At 30.0% G+C, this 16,315-nt stretch carries 16 protein-coding genes; 4 read left to right on the forward strand and 12 right to left on the reverse strand.

What is annotated here, in order from left to right; genetic code table 11:
* Positions 1-41 precede the first annotated feature (41 nt).
* The 4 genes from thiC to glmM (ACI389_RS02735) all read left to right on the forward strand — a co-directional run bounded on the left by thiC (position 42) and on the right by glmM (ACI389_RS02735) (position 4,885).
* Positions 42-1,316, forward strand: coding sequence for a phosphomethylpyrimidine synthase (thiC, locus tag ACI389_RS02720; RefSeq protein WP_439780011.1), 1,275 nt, complete (start codon positions 42-44; stop codon positions 1,314-1,316).
* Positions 1,316-2,974 carry an ATP-dependent DNA ligase gene (locus ACI389_RS02725; RefSeq protein WP_439780012.1) on the forward strand — a complete coding sequence of 553 codons (1,659 nt, stop codon included), beginning with the start codon at positions 1,316-1,318 and terminating at the stop codon, positions 2,972-2,974. Before thiC ends, ACI389_RS02725 begins: the two co-directional genes overlap by 1 nt.
* Positions 2,975-3,059: 85 nt before the next feature.
* Positions 3,060-3,458, forward strand: a complete 399-nt coding sequence (locus ACI389_RS02730) for an exodeoxyribonuclease VII large subunit (RefSeq protein WP_439780013.1) — start codon at positions 3,060-3,062, stop codon at positions 3,456-3,458.
* A 62-nt stretch (positions 3,459-3,520) separates the two neighbouring features.
* Positions 3,521-4,885, forward strand: coding sequence for a phosphoglucosamine mutase (gene glmM / locus ACI389_RS02735; RefSeq protein ID WP_439780014.1), 1,365 nt, complete (start codon positions 3,521-3,523; stop codon positions 4,883-4,885).
* Here the strand turns inward: glmM (ACI389_RS02735) and ACI389_RS02740 are convergent.
* From ACI389_RS02740 to ACI389_RS02795, 12 genes are all read right to left on the reverse strand, one after another.
* On the reverse strand, positions 4,882-5,919 hold the full coding sequence (locus ACI389_RS02740) for a DUF116 domain-containing protein (RefSeq protein WP_439780015.1): 1,038 nt from the start codon (positions 5,917-5,919) through the stop codon (positions 4,882-4,884). The two genes, glmM (ACI389_RS02735) and ACI389_RS02740, sit on opposite strands and share 4 nt — an antisense overlap.
* Positions 5,920-6,531 (reverse strand): TetR/AcrR family transcriptional regulator, encoded by a 612-nt coding sequence (locus ACI389_RS02745; RefSeq protein WP_439780016.1) that lies wholly within the window; start codon positions 6,529-6,531, stop codon positions 5,920-5,922.
* Between the two features lie 70 nt (positions 6,532-6,601).
* Positions 6,602-7,738, reverse strand: coding sequence for a tetratricopeptide repeat protein (locus tag ACI389_RS02750; RefSeq protein WP_439780017.1), 1,137 nt, complete (start codon positions 7,736-7,738; stop codon positions 6,602-6,604).
* Between the two features lie 12 nt (positions 7,739-7,750).
* Complete coding sequence (locus ACI389_RS02755) at positions 7,751-8,455, reverse strand: anaerobic ribonucleoside-triphosphate reductase activating protein (protein ID WP_439780018.1); 705 nt, start codon at positions 8,453-8,455, stop codon at positions 7,751-7,753.
* Positions 8,455-9,555: a histidinol-phosphate transaminase gene (hisC, locus tag ACI389_RS02760; protein WP_439780019.1), complete on the reverse strand. Its 1,101-nt coding sequence runs from the start codon at positions 9,553-9,555 to the stop codon at positions 8,455-8,457. Before hisC ends, ACI389_RS02755 begins: the two co-directional genes overlap by 1 nt.
* A 1-nt stretch (position 9,556) precedes the next feature.
* A complete protein-coding gene (locus ACI389_RS02765; protein WP_439780020.1) occupies positions 9,557-10,039 on the reverse strand; it encodes a gamma carbonic anhydrase family protein in 483 nt (160 codons plus the stop codon).
* Between the two features lie 12 nt (positions 10,040-10,051).
* The gene (gene glmU, locus ACI389_RS02770; protein ID WP_439780021.1) at positions 10,052-11,332 is read right to left on the reverse strand and encodes a bifunctional sugar-1-phosphate nucleotidylyltransferase/acetyltransferase; all 1,281 of its coding nucleotides are present in this window, start codon (positions 11,330-11,332) and stop codon (positions 10,052-10,054) included.
* A 243-nt stretch (positions 11,333-11,575) separates the two neighbouring features.
* Positions 11,576-12,913 carry a phosphoglucosamine mutase gene (gene glmM / locus ACI389_RS02775; RefSeq protein ID WP_439780022.1) on the reverse strand — a complete coding sequence of 446 codons (1,338 nt, stop codon included), beginning with the start codon at positions 12,911-12,913 and terminating at the stop codon, positions 11,576-11,578.
* 8 nt (positions 12,914-12,921) lie between these two features.
* Positions 12,922-14,160 (reverse strand): 2,3-bisphosphoglycerate-independent phosphoglycerate mutase, encoded by a 1,239-nt coding sequence (locus ACI389_RS02780; RefSeq protein WP_439780023.1) that lies wholly within the window; start codon positions 14,158-14,160, stop codon positions 12,922-12,924.
* A gap of 92 nt (positions 14,161-14,252) precedes the next feature.
* Complete coding sequence (locus ACI389_RS02785) at positions 14,253-14,957, reverse strand: TIGR00297 family protein (RefSeq protein WP_439780024.1); 705 nt, start codon at positions 14,955-14,957, stop codon at positions 14,253-14,255.
* A gap of 123 nt (positions 14,958-15,080) precedes the next feature.
* Positions 15,081-15,662 (reverse strand): 30S ribosomal protein S3ae, encoded by a 582-nt coding sequence (locus tag ACI389_RS02790; protein ID WP_439780025.1) that lies wholly within the window; start codon positions 15,660-15,662, stop codon positions 15,081-15,083.
* A gap of 320 nt (positions 15,663-15,982) precedes the next feature.
* Entirely contained in the window at positions 15,983-16,303 is a 321-nt protein-coding gene (locus ACI389_RS02795; RefSeq protein ID WP_439780026.1) for a NifB/NifX family molybdenum-iron cluster-binding protein, read from the reverse strand.
* Between the last annotated feature and the right edge of the window lie 12 nt (positions 16,304-16,315).

Below are 16,315 nucleotides of genomic sequence, written 5' to 3' on the forward strand. Positions count from 1 at the left end.
TTATATAATTTATAATGAATTAGTCAACACGAGGGATATATTTGACTCAAAAAAGTGAAGCACAAAAAGGCAACATTACCCCCGAAATGGAAAGTGTTGCAAAACAAGAAAATATAGATGTAAATAAACTAGCTAAATTAATCGACTTAGGAAAAGTAGTAATTCCAAAAAACATTAATGGACACTCCAAACCATGTGGTATCGGAGAAGGTCTTAAAACTAAAATTAATGCAAATATTGGTTCATCATCTAAAATTGATGATATTGAATTAGAAATTAATAAAGCAAAATTAGCACAAGAATATGGTGCAGATGCATTAATGGATTTATCTACTGGTTCTGATTTAAAATTATTTAGAAAAAAAATTATGGATGCAGTTGACATTTGTATCGGAACTGTTCCAATTTATGAAGCAGGTGTTGTTACACTTGGTAAAAATAAAGAAATAATTGATATGGACCCAGACGACATCTTTAAATCTATAGAAAATCAAGCAAAAGAAGGAGTGGATTTCATGACACTCCATTGTGGTATCACTAAAGATTTAGTTCAGAAATTAAAAGCATCAAATAGAATGATGGGTATTGTAAGCCGTGGAGGAACATTCATGGCATCTTGGATCAACCATAATGATATGGAAAATCCATTATACGAAAACTATGACTATCTTTTAGAATTATCTTACGAATATGACATTACATTATCATTAGGTGATGGCCTACGACCAGGTTGTTTAGCAGATGCAAGTGATATCCCTCAAATTCAAGAACTTGTAAATTTAGGTGGACTTGTTAAAAGAGCACAAGATGCAAACGTTCAAGTAATGGTTGAAGGTCCAGGACACATGCCTCTAAATCAAATTAGAGCAAACATGGAAATTCAAAAAACTATTTGTCACGGAGCCCCATTTTATGTATTAGGACCTCTTGTAACTGATCTTGCACCAGGATATGATCACATTACAGGAGCAATTGGAGGAGCAATAGCTGCATCATCTGGTGCTAACTTTTTATGTTATGTAACTCCTGCAGAACACTTATCACTTCCAAGTCTTGAAGATGTAAAAGAAGGAGTTATTGCATCTAAAATAGCTGCAGAAGCAGCAGATGTTGCGAAAGGCCTTGAATCTGCATGGGCTCAAGAACGAGCAATGGCACAAGCAAGAAAAGAATTTGATTGGGAAAAACAATTTAATCTTGCATTAGATAAATCAAAACCTAGAACCTACCGTGAAAAATGTGAACTTGACAATGATGAAATGTGTGCGATGTGTGGAGAATATTGTGCAGTTAAAATAGCTAAAGGCGATTTTTAATGAAATATCAAGAATTAGTAGATGTTTACTCTGCCCTTGAGGCAACTACAAAAAGACTCGAAAAAACAGAAATAATTTCTGAATTTTTAAAAAAATTAGATAGTGATACCATTGAAAAAGTAGGGCTATTAATTTTAGGAGTTGTATTTCCAGCTTGGAGTTCAGAAGAAATAGGAATTGGAGGCAAATTAGTTGAAAGAGCAGTAGCAGAAGCAGTAGGAACAACACAATCTGCAGTAGAAGATGCTGTTCGTGATGAAGGAGATATTGGGCTTGCATGTATTAAATTATACTCCAAAAAATCCCAAATGACATTTTTCTCACAACCACTAACAATTGATTTTGTATTCAATAATTTACGTAAACTATCTCAAATTTCTGGATCTAAATCTACTAATCGTAAAATTGCCATTATTTTAGAATTACTAAGTCAAGCTAGTGCAACAGAAGCCAAGTATTTAACCCGCACAATTACAGAGGAGCTAAGAATTGGCGTAGGAGATGGTGTGGTTAGAGATTCAATAGCTCAAGCATTTGATATTGATAAAAAAATAGTTGAAAGAGCTCAAATGCTTACAAATGACTTTTCTATCGTTGCAAGAACTGCAAAAGAACAAGGTAGCTCTGGTTTAGAAAAACTTAATTTAACTCCAGGAACACCAGTCAAACCAATGCTTGCACAACTTGCACCACCACTAAATGAAATTATTCCTGAAATGAACATTGCAATTTGTGATACTAAATATGATGGTATTAGACTACAAGTCCATAGAAATGGGGATAAAATTAATATATTCACCCGTAGACTTGAAAATATTACTCATGCTCTTCCAGAAATCGTTGAATTATTTGATGAACATTTACCTCATGAGGATTATATTGTAGAAGGTGAAGTGATTGCTACAAAAAATGGAAAACCATTACCTTTCCAAAACATATTGCATCGTGTTAGAAGAAAACATAATGTTGAAGAAGCAATGGAAAATGTTCCTTTAAAAGTATACTTATTTGATGTGATGTATTATCAAACCCCAATGATTGATGAACCTCTAAAAAACAGGAGAAATATATTAGAATCTATTGTTGATACTTCCGTTGACGAAATGAATTTAAGTACTATGAAAATCGGAACTCCAGACAATATTGATGAAATCCAAGAGCTATTTGAAACATCAATCAAAGAAGGACATGAAGGAATTATGATTAAAGATGCATCTGCACCATATATTCCTGGCCTTAGAGGTAAAAAAATGCTTAAATATAAAGCAGAACCTGAAACCCTTGATATGATTATTATTGGTGGAACCTATGGAATAGGGAAAAGAGGAGATTTCGTTGGATCTTATTTAGTAGCACTCAGAGATGAAAACAATGAATTTAAAAGTGTAGCATATGCTGCAACAGGTCTTGATGATGCAACACTTGAATATTTGACTGGTAAAATGAAAGAACTTGAAATTTCAACAAAAGGTCGCGAAATTAAAGTTGAACCAAAAATTGTTTTAGAAATTGCATTTTCCGAAATTGTTGAGTCTCCAGAATATGAAACAGGTTACTCTTTAAGATTCCCAGTTGTTAAAAACATTAGAAAAGATAAAGGTCCAATGGACATAGATACCGTTGAGAGATTAATTTCCATGTATCATACTGGAAATTAAATCCTTCTACTTTTTTATTCTTGTTTAAATTTTACAAATTAAAATCCTATCAATTATTTTTACTTCAAAATCCTATTAAACAACCATGGAAATTACAGATGAAAAATTATTAAGAATAGCTCTAATAACTGCTCTAATTGGGATAATTGGATTGATTATACTTACACCATCGATTGAAGTTAAAAAAATCAGTATTAAAGATATTACTCGATCAATGATTGATGAAAAAGTATCTATTCAGGGCGTAATTACTGATATTTCACAATCAAGTTCAAAAACAAGTTATTTTTTGACTATAAATGATGGAGAGACCCAAATTACATTAATTATTTTTGAAAAACAAGTTGCAGAAATTAGTTCTAGAAATTTAAATATTGGAGACTTTAAAAATAAGAAAGTTGAAGTTACTGGAACAATAACTGAATATAAATCTGATTTAGAATTAATTTTATCAAGCGGAGACAGTCTGAGGATTATAAATTAACAATATCTATTTATTTAAAAAAAATCAAAAATAATATAAAATAAATTATAGGAATTTTAATTATGCCTAATAAAAAAAGATTATTTGGGACTTTTGGAGTTAGAAGAACCGCAAATGATGTATTAACTCCAGAATTTGCAACAAGACTAGCAGCATGTTATGGAAGTGTTGTTAAAGGTAAAATTGCAGTTGGTGCAGATACTAGAACAACTAGTCCCATGTTAAAAGATGCGGTTATAGCAGGTTTACTTTCAGTTGGTTGTGATGCAGTAGATTTAGGAACACTACCAACACCTGCAGTTCAATATGCAGTAAGACAATATTATGATGGTGGAATAATGATTACAGCTAGTCACAATCCACCTAAATTTAATGGACTTAAATTTTTAGATGAATATGGAATTGGTCTTCCAGATGATATTGAATTAGAAATTGAAAATCTTTATTTTGATAGTGAACCAATTAGAGCAAGTTGGGATGAAATTGGTGAAAAATATACAAATGATAATATAATTGAAGAATACATTCAAACAGCAATGTCAAATGTTGATGTAGATGCAATTAAAGAAGCTAATTTAAAAGTAGTCTTAGATTGTGGATCAGGTGCAGGTTCTTTTACAGCACCATATTTGGTTAGAGAACTTGGATGTGATGTGACTACCTTAAACTGTCAAGCTGATGGATTTTTTCCAGGTCGTGACCCTGAACCAATAGAAGAAAACTTACAAGAACTCATTTCTGTTGTAAAAGAATTAAATGCAGATATTGGACTTGCTCATGATGGTGATGCAGATAGAACTATTTGTATCGATGAAAATGGAGCATTTGTTCTAGGAGATAAAACATTTACATTAGTAGAAAAACAAATGCTTAAAGAAAATGGTGGAGGAACTATTGTAACAACCGTTGCAACATCACAAGCTATTTACGATATTGCAGAAGAATACAATGGTGAAGTAATAGCTACTGCTGTTGGAGATTTACTTGTAGCACGTAAATTAAAAGATACTAATGGTCTTTTCGGAGGAGAAGAAAATGGTGGTTTAATTTTCCCTAATTTCGTTTATGGAAGAGATGCTGCCCTAACAGTTGCTAAAATCTTAGAAATAATAGCTAAAGAAAAGAAAACATTATCCCAATTAGTTTCAAAATTACCAGTTTATTACTCTGCAAAAATGAAAACTGAATGTGCTGATGATTTAAAAGAAGAAATCATGTCAAAAATAGCTACAGAAGTTAAACAAACCACTGATTATGAACTTGACACAACAGATGGTGTTAAAATCTTTAAAGATGGTGGTTGGGTGATTATTAGACCTTCTGGAACAGAACCAATATTCAGAAGCTATTCTGAGGGTAATACTCAAGAACAAGCAGATGAAATGGCTCAATGGGGAATTAACTTAATTAAAAAATATTTAAATTAAATTTTATTTGAAAGTTCTTGGAAATCAATTGTAGATGGAATATCCTCACACAACCAATGTTTAGCACAAGAAACCCTGTTTAAAAGTACACATTGTGGTGGAATTCCCATGTTAATTGATTTATAACCTCCGGAAATGAGATTTAAAACACAAGTAACTCCGATTATTCCAAGTTCTTCTAAATCTTTTTTTGTTGCACCTTTAAGTGAGTCAGAGTTATGTTCAATTAAATATAATTCATGAGAAAATTTGTTTGCTATTTTACAAACATTACAATTTTTATTGCATAATTTACAAATAGCCCCCAATCTTGAATTTTCAGCCTTACAATTTTTTTGAGATATTCTCATGCATGATGGAAGAAGCAATGCTTTTCTTTTTCTCAATTGGAAATCTGCTCTGAATATTCTATTCATTAAATTAGCTCCAAGCATGTTTAAATGATATAATTCCTTAGGACTATTAAAAAATATTATATCTTCATTCATTTTATGAAATATATCATTATTTTTTAAATATGCTTGTAATTGGAAGGTATATAAATCCAAATATTTTGGTGAGTTTCTTAAAAACCAATCAGATAACTGAATAAAAATATCCAATTTATCCTGCGTAATTTCATTTTCATACTTTTTTAAATAAGGTAACTGATATATAAAATCACCAGTAGCTTCTAAAAAATTAAATAATAATTTTAAGTTATCTTCATTTAAATTTAAATCCTTTTCAACTTTTTTATTTTCAAATTGTTTAGTAAGCATCAATCCACGAACATCATCAATTAAATCCTTACTCTGTAAAGACTTGTTTCTCTGTCGGGACAATGTAGAAAGCATTTTATAAGAATTAATTGATAAATTAACAGCATCAATTTTATAAACATGCCAATAAACACCAATTAATAATCCTTCTAACATAATAGATAGATTATTTAAATTTAGACTATTTGCAAATTCAATGAATTCATCTGTAAAGTCATCAACATCTTGATAATAATTATCCTCAAGTTCATAAGGAAGTATTAAATCTCCCATTTAAATCCCCACAGACTCGAATAAAAATTTTGCATGACTTTCTGCTTCTTCAAACAATCTGTCAATTTCTTCCTCAGGAAAAGAATTGTTTTCAATAAATATTTCTAGCAATAAAAATATTGCATAAGCATAATATTCTCTAGCAAGCATTTCTGGATTTAAATTCTTAATATGTCTCTTTTCGATTAATTTAGCAAAAACAGAAGTCCAAAATTTTAGTGGCTCTTCTAAGATATGTTTACGAAAATATTCTGCAATCTGAGCATCCTGATACATTTGAATAAATATTAATCTAAATATTTTCATTATTTTTTCATTTTTAATCAATTGCCTAAAACCTTCCGATCCCACATGATAAAATAATAAAGGATCTTTTTCAAGTAATTCATCCATTTGAGTATCTTCAACCAAATCATCACCAAAATAATCAGTAAATGTTAATAAAATATCATCCAAAATGGCTTGTTTCGAAGGATAATGATTATAAATTGAACTTTCTTTAATTCCAACTTTATTAGCAATCTGTCTTATTGAAGAATTTGTAAATCCTTTTTGTGAAAATAACTCCAATGAAGCATCAAAAATTTTTTCTTTAGTTGTTAAATCTCTCATAACTAATACTTGTTAATTATAATATATAAAACTAACAACTGTTAGTTTAAAAAAATTAAAAAAAATAATATCAAAGATATTCCAAACATTCCTCTTTTAAAAAAAATGCATCCTCATTATCGGGACTTCTAAGTAATACCTTATTAAAACTATCAATAGCTTCTTCAAATTTTCCAAGTTCCATTAAAACCACTCCTTTATTAAGTAAAAAATCAATATTATTTTTTTCTAAAAAAATAGCTTTATTAAAACAATCTAAAGCTTCATCAAGTTTTCCTAAATCAATATACGCATTACCCATCCTATTAATAGCAGCTGCATCCATTTCAGAATCATCCAAACAAACTTCCACTGCTTTATCAAATGATTCAATAGCTTCTTCTAACATTCCCATATCAGTTAGTAAATTTCCACGTGAATTCCACACCTCAGGATTGTCTCCATCAATAACTATAAGCTTATCATAAACTTTAAGAGCATCATCATATCTTCCAAGCATTTCTAAAATAAAACCTCTCCAATAGAGGACAATTGGACTGCTTGGACGATAATTATAAGCAATATTACTTACTTTTAATGCTTCATTAATATTTCCAGAGTTTAAAAGAGCAATAGCTTTATTGTTTAAAATATAAACATTGTCAGGTTCAATCATCAATGCTTTATCATAACACTCAATAGCATCCATGAATCTACCAAGTCTTGATAAATTATCTCCTTGTTTATTTAATAAATAAACATCATGAGGATCCAATCTTAAAGCAGCATCATAACACATAGTAGATTTATCAAATTTACCACTATCAAACAAAATATCTGCTCTTTTAGAAATCATTGCTTTTTCATCAATTTTGTCGCCTCTCCAATCATCAATTGGGATTTTTTCAAAATAAATTATTTGAAATTTTTCAGAAGGATCAATTCTCCCACCATACATCTTTTTAAATTCTTTTAACATGTCTTTGGAATCTTTAAATCCTTCTTGGCGAGCCAATTCATCATTACCTTCAATTTCCTCAAAAGCAATATCCTCAATTTTTGTAACGAAAGCTTCAAAAATCTTCATTTTTTCTTTTGATACTAAATTCCAATAACAGTAAAGCCTATCCCCAACTTTAAGTGGATTCTTCCATGCTTTACGAATTGTTCTGGTCTTTTTACCAGTGATAACATCAATATCATTACTTGAAAATGACAAAATTGGCATGATATACCTCAATTAAATTACTTGCTCTCCAAATTCTCCTGATTTAACCTTAACAATACCATTAAAATATGGTTTAATTTCTTTAGCTAACTTTATCAAATCATGTGGATTGGGAACATCAACTTCCTCTAAAGCTGGATCCAGCACATTTTTATTTCTAAATTGTTGAATAGTGTAAACATCCGCTTCAATTTCATCTACTAAATTATAAATATCTTTTCTTGTATGTAATGTTGGAACATAAGTTGTTCTTGCTTCTAAATGAACCCCCGCATCATTTATTAAATTCATTGATTTTTTAACTTTAAAACCAACATTAGCCCCCGTAATTTTTTTATACTTAGAAAATGTTGTTTTAACATCAAGTGAAACATAATCAAGTAAATCTAAATCTAATATTTTTTTAAGATTGTCTGGGTAAATACCACTAGTATCTAGTTTTGTTTTAAATCCAATTTGACGAACATAAGTCAATATTTCTATTACTGCATCCACTTGTCCTAATGGTTCTCCACCAGAGATAACAACTGCATCTAAAAAATCAGCTACATAATCAATTTCTTGTTTTACTTTATCCAAAGACCATTCAGTATTATCTTCTAAAAGCTCTACATTATGACAATACTTACAAGCAAGAGGACATTTAGACATGAAAATAACTAATGACATATTTCCATGGAATTCAACAGAAGAAATAACAGTTCCACCAACATACATTATCCTAGTACCTCTTTTAGGATTTTAATGAACTTTTTATCTTCTTCAAGAGTACATATACTAATCCTAATCCAATATTCGTCTAATCCTTTGAATGATGTACAATCTCTTACAATTATACCTTTCTTCATGAGCTCTAACGCTAATTCTGCAGCAGTAAATCCAGTTTTTTTAATATTAATTAACATGAAATTAGATTTAGATGGGAATACAAAAAGTCCATCTATTTTTGAAATTTCATCATATAAATATTGCCTTGATTCAATACCTTTTTTAATTGAATTTTCAATATACTCAGTATCCTTAAGAGTATTTAAAGCTGCAACAAAAGATAATTTTGTTATAGAGAAAACTGGTTTGATTCTATGCATATATTCAATAATTTCAGAACATGCAAGACCATAACCAACCCTCATTCCTGCAAGGCCTAAAACTTTTGAAAATGTACGAATAATAAAAATATTGTCAAATTCATTGATTAAATCTTTATTAGTGACTTCGGAATATTCAAAATAAGCTTCATCAATAACAATCAATATATCTGGATTTTTAGAAGCAATATCTATAAACACTTCTTTATCGATTAATGTACCATTAGGATTATTAGGACTGCATAAGAAAATCATTTTAGTTTTATCAGTTATAGCATCATAAACTGAATTAACATCTAATTTATTATTTTCAAGATCCCATCTTGCATAAACTGGATTAGCACCATATTGGGTTAATAAGTACTCATAATACATGTAAGAAGGTAAAGGTACGATGAATTCATCACCTTCGTCTATAAATGTTTTTGCTAAAACATCAATGATTTCATCAGCACCATCTCCACCAATTATCACTTGAGAATCATCTACACCAGAATATTTAGCTATTTCTGATACAAGTTCACCTAATTGTGATTCTGGATACCTATTTATATTACCAATTTCTTCTTTAATAGCTTCTATAGCTTTAGGAGATGGACCCCATGGATTTTCATTAGATCCTAATTTAATAATATCTTCTTTATTTAAATTAAAATCCTGAGCAATCTCATCTTGAGATTTACCTGGAACATATGAATCCATTTCATCAACAATTTTTCTTACATTCATCCTAATCTTCCATATATTGTTTAGAGAGTTTTACGTAATTATCCGCATTCTCTTGAATCATTTCCACTTGTTCTTGAGATAATTGTTTAACAGCTTTAGCTGGAACTCCTAAAATTAAACTATTTTCTGGGAATTCTTTTCCTTCACTTACAACAGCACCTGCACCAACAATAGAGTTTTTAGATATGTGTGCACCGTTTAAAACAGTAGCATTCATTCCAATTAACACATTATCATCTAATTTACAACCGTGAACAACTGCACCATGTCCAATAGATACATTATCTCCTATTTCAACAGGGAATCCTTTAGTACAATGAATAACACAATTATCCTGGACATTAGAATTGTTTCCAATAGTGATTGCATCAGTATCTCCCCTTAATATAGCACCATGCCATATAGATACGTTTTCACCTAATTCAACATCACCAAATACTTGTGCACCAGGGCATATTACAATAGAGTCTTCAATATTTTCCATAATATCACCTAATTATTTTTTTAAATTTTTATCTTGAATAATGTACTCTTGTTTAATTAATACTCTTGTATCAGAAGGTACATCATTATATAATAAAACTCCAGAACCAATAGTAGAATTATGACCTACTTTTACACCTGGAGAAAAACTAGAGTTAATACCAGTTTTTACAGAATCACCAATAATAGAACCAAATTTACGTCTTCCACTATCAATCATTTTATCTTTAATTTTTGTTTTAACTGATTTATTGTCAAAACGCAAGTTTGCAATGTTAGTTCCTGCTGCAAGATTACAATTAGAACCAATTACAGAATCCCCAACATAACTTAAATGACTAACATTAGTATTTTCCATAATAATTGAATTTTTAATTTCAACTGCATTTCCAACATGAACATTATCACCGAAGTAAGAATTACCACGGATATAAGAATTAGGACCTATATCACAATTTTTACCTATATATACATTACCTACAATGTAAACTCCTGCTCTAATTACACTTCCTTCATCTAAAAAGACTTCACCGTGAATATGAGCTCCTTCTTCTACAGTACCTTTGATTTCAGTTTTAAGATTAGAAATGAGTTCTTCATTAACTTCGATTAATTCCCATGGGCGACCTACATCAATCCAATCTTTATCAGTTTTATGCCCCATTACTCTTAATCCTTCTTCAATTTGCATAGTTAATGAATCAGTAATTTCATATTCTCCTCTTTGAGAAAGTTCAGTTTTATCAATTTTATCAAATATATCCTTATTGAAGATATAAATTCCACCATTAACTAAGTTACTTGGTGCATCTTCTAGTTTAGGTTTTTCCACAATACTTTTAATATAACCATCTTCAATTTCAACAACACCAAAAGCAGAAGGATCTTCTACTTCGGTTAAAAGCATTAAAGTATCAGGTTTTAATTCCTCATATTTACTGATGAACTCGCTGATAATATCACCATCTAAAATGACATCCCCATTTAAAACTATCAAACTGTCATTGATAAATTCTTTTCCATAAGAAATTGCATTAGCAGTACCTAAAAAGTCTTCTTGTCTTTGATAAGTAATATTAACTCCAAATTCACTACCATCTCCAAAATAATTTCTAACCATTTCTTCTTTATAGCGAACAATAAGCAAAATATCTTTAATACCATTTTCTCTTAATGATTCTATATTATACTGCATGATTGGTTTTCCTGCAACAGGTAACATAGTTTTAGGCTTAGTGAGTGTTAATGGTCTCATTCTAGATCCTTCACCAGCACATAGAATTATTGCTTTCATTTTTTTTCATTACCCCCTAAAATTTATATTAATGATATATAGTTAACTTGTTCCTTGTTAATTAATTTTGCTAATTAAATAAATAATTTTAAATAAAAACACAGGACAAATGATGTTTTAAAATGGTGACATATATTTATCTACATTGTGAATATAATTGGATTTATAAAAAAAACAATAAGAAAATTAAATTCTTTAAAAAAAAAGCATATATTTAAGGAAAATTTGAAGATAAAATAATCTTCATAAATTTTCATTAATTATTTTTACACAAACATTCCTGATTTCTTCAGCTCTTTTAAGCTCTTTTGATTCTAAAGTTATTCTAATGTAATCTTCAGTTCCAGAAGGTCTTACAAGTACCCAACTATCATCTTCAAAAGTTAATCTAACACCATCAAGTGTATTTACATCAGAAATATCCTCAAAAGCAGTGGTAAGTAAATGTTCCATGTTTTCCATTACTTTGATTTTAGCTTCTTTAGAACAAGTTATTTTCTCACGAATATTTGGATAAGACGGAATGGCCTCTAAAAGATCAGATAAATTACCATCTCTTGAAACAATTGCAGCTATTCTTAAACCTGAAAGGATTCCATCTGGACACATGCAGAAGTCTGGGTGAAGCCAAGTTCCAGAAGGTTCTCCACCAAAGCTTGCATCTTTTTCAAGGATTACTTCAGCAACATTTACATCACCAACCGCAGTTCTTATAACATTGCCTTTTACAGATTCATCCATACATAAACCTGCATCAACTGTTGTTACTATATCTCCATCAAATTCTTTTGATATTAATGCTAAAAGAGAGTCAAATGGAGAAACATTACCTTTTTCATCAACAGTAATCATCCTATCTGCATCACCATCATGAGCAATTCCTAAATCTGCTCCAATAGCTACAACAGTTTTCATTAATGTTTGTAAGTTTTCTTCATTAGGTTCTGGATTTCTTCCTGGGAAAAATCCATCTACCTGAGAATTAAGAGTAGTAACTTCACATCCTGCTTTTCTAAATACTAAAGGTGATATTTCACTTCCTGCACCTGATGCACAATCAATTACTACTTTTAAACCTTTTTCAATATCAACCATGTTAACTAAATCATCGATATATTGACCTTTGATTTCTTCATTAACTCTTAATTTACCTATATTATCCCAAGATACTGAAATATATTCTTTGTTTGAATAAATTCTTTCAATTTCTGCTTCTTGAGCGGAAGTATATGCCATTCCATTTTTATTCCATAGTTTAATTCCATTATATTGAGAAGGATTGTGGGATGCTGTTAACATGATTCCAGCATCAGCATCAAGCTTTTCGGTAGCGTAACCAACTAATGGAGTTGGAACCATACCTATCTTTATAACATCAACACCACTTTCAAGTAAACCTGCACAAATAGCTTGGTCCAACATTTGATTGGTTGTCCTTGTATCATAACCTAGAATTACAGTTCCAGAATTGCCTAAATAGTAAGCTAGAGATTTACCTACATTTAATGCAAGTTCACATGTTACTTCAGAACCTATTTTTCCTCTAATTCCAGAGGTTCCAAATAGTTTTTTAGCTACCATAATCCCACCTATGCACCAAATTTATGAGCATAATTCATTAAATCCATCATAATATTCATTACATCAGATCCTCTGATTCTATTAAGTCCACCTTTAGCACAAGCCCTTTCACCAAATTCTTTAACATCATCTACTCTTACTTCAGGACCACTAATAATCACAGGAACTGGATCTCCAGAGTGATTCATTACTGAAATTGGAGTTGAGTGATCTGCGGTTAAGTAAATATAAATATCTTTAAGTTTCATTAATTCGCTTATTACAACACGGTCAACTTTTTCTATGAATTCTTTTTTCTCTTTAGTTTGACCATCATGCCCTGCTTCGTCAGCTCCATCAATATTTACTAAGAAAAAGTCATGTTCTGAGTTTTTAACTTGATCGATGATAGTATCACGAATATTTTCTAAATTAGTATCGATTCCACCAGTTACATCTTCCATTTCGATGATATCCATTCCTGCAAACCTTCCAATTCCCATTATAAGACCAGTTTCTGCAATACATGCAGAATTTACACCATATTTTTCATTTAATGATTCAACAACAGGAACTTCACCAGCACCACGAGGAATTACAATATTTGCTGGATGTTCTCCATTTTCAATTCTTTTTAAATTAACTGGGTGGTCTTTAACCATTTCATAAGTTTTAATTACTACTTTGTTTAAGATATCTGCAGTTTTTTTAGCTTCTGGTGTATCATCTAGTGCTTTAACTTCTTTAGGTTTATTGCCTTCCACCTTAGGATCAGCATCACTTACTTTACCAGATAATCCTTCTCCTCTTAAAACTAAAACTGCTCTATGACCAGTGGATTCTTTAAAAATTATTTTAATATCAGGATAGTCTTCCAAAGTCATTTTATTTAATTCTTCGACTATCTCTTTAGTACCCTCTTTTATTCTTCCAGCACGTCTATCAGTTACGATTAAATCTTCATTTGCAGTTGAAAAATTACATCTAAATGCAATATCTCCTGGAAGAACATCTACTCCTACACCATTTGCTTCAAATGGACCTCTTCCAGTATATACTTCATATGGATTGTAACCTAAGATAGAAAGGTGTGCAGTGTCACTTCCAGGAATAATACCTGGAGCAATTGAATCCATAATACCAGTAATTCCTTTTTCAGCCATTTTATCCATATTAGGAGTATCAGCTGCTTCTAAAGGAGTTTTATTACCTAATTCTTTAATAGGACGGTCAGCCATACCATCCATAACTAAAATAAGTCCTTTCATTAATATCACCAAATAAAATTTATATTATATATAATTTTTATTTTTAATTAGTTAAATAATTTATTTAAAAAAGAATCAAAAATATAAAAAAATTAAATTAAAATAGTTAATAAGATTCCAACAATTGCACCAAAAATTGTTGCAAGTAAATTAACATGCTCATTAGTAAGAAATCCATGATTTTCAAAAAGAGCACCTAAAATACTATCACCAAAACATCCGATAGTACCTGAAACAATTGAAACTATAATCGCCGAAAATGGATTTGGCATTATTCCAAGGAAAAATGCTGCAACACCTATAATAAATGCTCCGATAATCCCAGAAACAGTTCCTAAAACTGAAACTGCACCATTAGTTCCAGGATCTACTTTCTGCAAAGTAGTTATTAAACGAGGATGAGTATCTAAAACTCCAATTTCAGAAGCTAAAGTGTCGGATGTTGCAGTTGCAATTGCTCCAATAAATCCTCCAACAAGCGGTGAATAATATCCTCCAAAAGCAGCCATAAAACATGCTACAACACCATTAGAAATAACATTTTTAGATGTCCTTCTACCTTCAAATTCACCTAAGGACAATTTATACTTTTTAGAAAATTTAGTAGCAACTAAAGATAAAATAAGGAATAAAACAATTAACAATAACCAGTTAGTTCCAGCTGAAAAAATAATCACAATACCCATAATAATCATTACCATTGAACCAAATAAATCCAATGACTGTCGTTTATAGGTAATAAATCCTAAAACAAATAAAAGTATTACATATAACCAGTTAATCATTATCCCGTCCATTTTGACCACAATATTATATTCGCTTAAATTCTATAAATATATTACTTAATATATCCACAAGAAGAATAAATATTTAAAACTAGTTATATCAATAAAAAGAAAAAAAAGAGGTAAAAAGTAATCCTATTTGATTACTTTACTTTTGATAATTTCTACTCTTTTAAGAGGGTAGATTTTTTTAGCATTGTGATAAATTTCAGATGCTAATTTACCATTTACAACAAGTTTAATTAATTCATCGAAAGATTTTTCAGCTGCTGTTTCAACGAGTAAATCTTCAATTACTTTTCTCATGTATTTTTGTTGGGAAGATTTTGCTCTTCTTACAGTTACAGCAAGAACATGAAGTTTGATTTTACGATCATCTTTAGTAGTTGCAACAGTAGTAGCATCGATTCTAGAAGTTCCTCTTCTAATCATGCTTCTTACATAATCAGTAGTAGTTTTGTGTCCGGTGAATTTAGTGTTTGCAACTTCACCTGCAACATTATCAATTTCAAATCTAAGTTTGATGTATTGTTTTGAGAAATCACCAGTTAATTCCCTCATAGTAACTTCTACTCCTCTTCCAATGAGAAGTTCAGAATCTTTTGCTGGAGTTTCCCCAATTTCTTTATCTTCAAAGTTTACTGGTGTTTTAATAGTATACCAGGACTTTTCTTTCCATGTATCACGTACTCTACGTCTTGCTTTTGCTTTTGCCATTATATCAACCGTTTAAAATTATATATTATATAATAATTTAGCGTTACGCCATTAAAATTTTATAAAATAGTCTTTAAATTAAGTATAGCACTTAAATTAAATTGTAAAAATGAATTCCAACAATTATACATTTACAATTGTTAATTTGACTATTATGAAGTATTCTTTGCTTATTTTAAGAGAATACAATTAATTAAGTTTTAATTTGTAAAATCCGCCCATAAAGGTTGTTATTAGTTATTTTTTTCATAATATATAAAGATTTTTGAATTTTTAAAAATAGTTAAAATTTTTTATAAGATTTAAAAAAATAAAAAGAATTAATTATGCATGAAGTTATAATGATTGATGTATCTCTGTAATACTTCATCAATTGTACCTTCATCCATTACAAGTTTTATTTCAAGTTCATCAGCTAAAATTTTAGTTTTAAATCCATACTTAAGAGAAATTAAAACATCACAATCACTACAAACTTTAATAACCATGTTTCCTTGATGTTTTGAATTAACATCTATGTCAATATTCCTTTTTTCAATGAATTTAATTTCATCTTGCCAGTCATATATATAAACGGATTTTGCTTTGCCAAGATGCAAATCAACATTTACTCCATCAGAAGATACAATTGCTAATCTCATAATCAAAACCTT

Source organism: Methanobrevibacter sp. (assembly GCF_051877095.1).
Taxonomy (GTDB): Archaea; Methanobacteriota; Methanobacteria; order Methanobacteriales; family Methanobacteriaceae; genus Methanocatella.

Bases quoted from the DNA above. Each gene is read 5' to 3' on its own strand.
- ACI389_RS02745 (WP_439780016.1), bottom strand. From the start codon at position 6,531: ATGAGAGATTTAACAACTAAAGAAAAAATTTTTGATGCTTCATTGGAG.
- ACI389_RS02730 (WP_439780013.1), top strand. From the start codon at position 3,060: ATGGAAATTACAGATGAAAAATTATTAAGAATAGCTCTAATAACTGCT.
- hisC (WP_439780019.1), bottom strand. From the start codon at position 9,555: ATGAATGTAAGAAAAATTGTTGATGAAATGGATTCATATGTTCCAGGT.
- ACI389_RS02795 (WP_439780026.1), bottom strand. From the start codon at position 16,303: ATGAGATTAGCAATTGTATCTTCTGATGGAGTAAATGTTGATTTGCAT.
- ACI389_RS02765 (WP_439780020.1), bottom strand. From the start codon at position 10,039: ATGGAAAATATTGAAGACTCTATTGTAATATGCCCTGGTGCACAAGTA.
- glmU (WP_439780021.1), bottom strand. From the start codon at position 11,332: ATGAAAGCAATAATTCTATGTGCTGGTGAAGGATCTAGAATGAGACCA.
- ACI389_RS02785 (WP_439780024.1), bottom strand. From the start codon at position 14,957: ATGGACGGGATAATGATTAACTGGTTATATGTAATACTTTTATTTGTT.
- glmM (WP_439780022.1), bottom strand. From the start codon at position 12,913: ATGGTAGCTAAAAAACTATTTGGAACCTCTGGAATTAGAGGAAAAATA.
- ACI389_RS02740 (WP_439780015.1), bottom strand. From the start codon at position 5,919: ATGGGAGATTTAATACTTCCTTATGAACTTGAGGATAATTATTATCAA.
- glmM (WP_439780014.1), top strand. From the start codon at position 3,521: ATGCCTAATAAAAAAAGATTATTTGGGACTTTTGGAGTTAGAAGAACC.
- ACI389_RS02780 (WP_439780023.1), bottom strand. From the start codon at position 14,160: ATGAAAGGACTTATTTTAGTTATGGATGGTATGGCTGACCGTCCTATT.
- ACI389_RS02790 (WP_439780025.1), bottom strand. From the start codon at position 15,662: ATGGCAAAAGCAAAAGCAAGACGTAGAGTACGTGATACATGGAAAGAA.
- ACI389_RS02750 (WP_439780017.1), bottom strand. From the start codon at position 7,738: ATGCCAATTTTGTCATTTTCAAGTAATGATATTGATGTTATCACTGGT.
- ACI389_RS02725 (WP_439780012.1), top strand. From the start codon at position 1,316: ATGAAATATCAAGAATTAGTAGATGTTTACTCTGCCCTTGAGGCAACT.
- ACI389_RS02755 (WP_439780018.1), bottom strand. From the start codon at position 8,455: ATGTATGTTGGTGGAACTGTTATTTCTTCTGTTGAATTCCATGGAAAT.